The 2,813-nt window shown below is 66.3% G+C and carries 4 protein-coding genes; 1 reads left to right on the top strand and 3 read right to left on the bottom strand.

Annotated features, from left to right (window positions below):
* The 3 genes from AC27IQ_RS21955 to AC27IQ_RS21965 form a co-directional block, all read right to left on the bottom strand.
* The coding region (locus AC27IQ_RS21955; protein ID WP_487090787.1) for a hypothetical protein at positions 1 to 297 on the bottom strand (297 nt) is incomplete at its 3' end.
* A 121-nt stretch (positions 298 to 418) separates the two neighbouring features.
* Positions 419 to 724, bottom strand: coding sequence for an NIPSNAP family protein (locus AC27IQ_RS21960; RefSeq protein WP_317356871.1), 306 nt, complete (start codon positions 722 to 724; stop codon positions 419 to 421).
* Between the two features lie 99 nt (positions 725 to 823).
* Positions 824 to 1,948, bottom strand: coding sequence for an alkene reductase (locus AC27IQ_RS21965; protein WP_284397273.1), 1,125 nt, complete (start codon positions 1,946 to 1,948; stop codon positions 824 to 826).
* A 363-nt stretch (positions 1,949 to 2,311) separates the two neighbouring features.
* Between AC27IQ_RS21965 and AC27IQ_RS21970 the strand changes: the two genes are divergently transcribed.
* A partial coding sequence (locus AC27IQ_RS21970; protein ID WP_487090788.1) for a taurine ABC transporter substrate-binding protein occupies positions 2,312 to 2,813 on the top strand: 502 nt, incomplete at its 3' end.

A 2,813-nucleotide genomic window follows, 5' to 3' on the forward strand; every position in this document is an offset into this window, starting at 1 on the left:
CAACGAAGCCAAGTTGAATTTGTTCTCGATGTTCCGGTAGCCCATGGCTGCCAATTGGGTGGCAAGCCATAGCACGGAAGGGGGCCCTCCTGCGGGGCGGGGAACGGAAAGACATCGGACGTTGGAACATTTGGCGGTTGCCAACAGCATCTGGTGGAAAACCAGGGCCACGCCGTCGTTGACGGTGCCGTCCCAGTTCAATTGGACATTAGCGAACCGGAAGAACGATTCGATCATCGCCCTGAGTTCATCCTGCGATTTTGCAGCAGCGTCGCCCTTGGGAACGGCGTTGGACATGGAAAACCTTCCTTTGAATGCGTTTGAATTCTGTCAAGCGGAACGAAATATAAATAGGTTTGGATGCACGCAGTCTTCAAAATTGCAAAATGACGTAACTAAATATCAAGCTTCGCACCCATCATTTGAAGACGGGCCGGAAGAAGCTGCGCTCGTAGCTCAGGATGCAGCGCGTTTCCTGCGCGTAGCGGAAGGCGGCGAGGCATTCCGGGTCCTGCATCGACTGCGCGCGGTAGGTCTCGTACGCCGCCAGCGAGGGAAAGGTGAACAGCGCCAGCGCGATGTTGTTCGCGCCTTCGGACGGCAGGAAATAGCCGTGGTGCTGGCCGCCGAATTTCTCCACCAGCGGGATCCAGAGCTTGCCGTAGTGCTCGAATTCGGCGAGCTGGTGGGGGTCGATGACGTAGCGCAGGTAGCAGGTGACCATGAGAAGGTACCGTGAAAAAAAGGGGGACGAAAAAAAGCCCGCCGGGCCTTCGGAGCCGTGGCGGGCCGTGCCAGCGGGCACTTTACGCTGCGGCGCGCGTCAGGCGGCCTTTTCCGCCAGCGTGGGGTAGTCGGTGTAGCCCTTCTCGCCGCCGCCGTAGAACGTGCTTTGGTCCCATGCGTTGAGCGGTGCGTTCTGGCGCAGGCGCTCGACCAGGTCCGGGTTGGAGATGAAGGGCTTGCCGAAGGCGACGATGTCGGCATCGCCGCTGGCCACCGCCTGGGTGGCGAGGGCGCCGTCGTAGGCGTTGTTCACCATCCACGCGCCCTTGCCGCCGGCCGCGCGGTAGGCGGCCTTGAGCGCGGCGTAGTCGAAGGGGCGGCCTTCCACTTCGCGCGGGCCGCCGGTGGCGCCTTCGATCACATGGATGTAGGCCAGGCCCAGTGGTGCGAGCTGGCGGATGACGTAGTCGAACAGGGGCTGCGGATCGGCATCGGCGATGTCGTTGGCCGGCGTCACGGGCGACAGGCGGATGCCCACCTTGCCGCCGCCGATGGCATCGACCGCGGCGCGCGTGGCCTCCAGCAGCAGGCGGGCGCGGTTTTCGATGCTGCCGCCGTAGTCGTCCGTGCGCTGGTTGGCGCCGGTCTTGAGGAACTGGTCCAGCAGGTAGCCGTTGGCCCCGTGGATCTCCACGCCGTCGAAGCCCGCCGTCTCGACCGCGTTGCGCGCGGCGGCGGCGTAGTCGTGCACGATGCCGGGCAGCTCGCCCGCATCGAGCGCGCGGGGCTCTGACGTGGGCACGAACTGGCCCTTCCCGGTCGCGCGGTCCACCAGGTAGGTCTTGGACTTGGCGGTGATGGCCGATGGGGCCACGGGCTTGCCGCCGTCCGGCTGCAGGTCGTTGTGCGAGATGCGGCCCACGTGCCACAGCTGGGTCACGATCTTGCCGCCGCGTGCGTGCACGGCCTCGGTCACGCGCTTCCAGCCATCGAGCTGCTCGGTGCCGTACAGGCCCGGCACGTCGGCATAGCCCTGGCCCTGGTGGCTGATGGCGGTGGCTTCGGTGATGAGCAGGCCGGCGGTGGCGCGCTGGGCGTAGTAGGTGGCCGTGATGTCCTTCGGGATGGCCTCGGGCGAGCGGTTGCGCGTGAGCGGCGCCATGGCAATGCGGTTGGCCAGGTGCAGATCGCCGGCCTGGACCGGATCGAAGAGAGTCGTCATGACAGGGTGCTTTCTTTGGAGGGACAGGAAAAAACGGGGCCTGGGCTCCGGGGTGGCGCGGGGCCGGGCCCGTTCCAAGCCAGGGACACGAACTTACCGCCATTTCCCGAAGGCTGCAGTGCACTGGCGACCCCAAGGATTTGCCGACTGTGCTAGCGGCGGCGGCGCCCCCCGCGCGCCGCAGGCGTGCTGCAGCGCGCTGATGCGTTTTCCGGATATCGATGCGCGAAACGGGCGCATGCGGCGCGGGGGCCGGTTCCTAGAATTTTGCGCAAGGGCCCATCGACGGCCCGGCCCGCGCACCCTGCGCCCCAGGGGCTGCCCGTTGCGGGTGCCCCTCTCTTTTGCTCCAAGGAACCCCCCATGCAATCCCCGTTCTCCGCCACCCGCAGGGCCGCCGTGCGCGGCCTTTCCGCCCTGCTGGGCGCCACCTTGTTCTGCGCGGCGGCTGGGGCGCAGGGCAAGAAGGAGGTGGTGATCGGCTACCAGGACATGGTCGTGCCGTGGCGCTATGCGCAGGAGACCCGGGAGGTCGAAAAGCGCACGGGCTACCAGGTCACCTACCGCAAGTTGGGCAGCGGAGCCGAGGTGGTGCGCGCACTGGCCTCCGGTGCGATCCACATCGGCGAGGCGGGGTCTTCGCCGTTCGCCTCGGCGTTGTCGCAGGGCGTGCCCATCGAGGTATTCTGGATCCTGGACGACATCCATGAGGCCGAGGCGCTGGTGGCCCGCAACGGCTCGGGCGTGAAGCAGCTGGCGGACTTGAAGGGCAAGAAGATCGGCCTGCCGTTCGTCTCGACCACGCACTTCCACACGCTGGTGGCGCTGCAGGCGGCGGGCGTGGACCCCAAGGGCGTGAAGATCG

The organism is Acidovorax sp. KPB24-07, assembly GCF_057543315.1.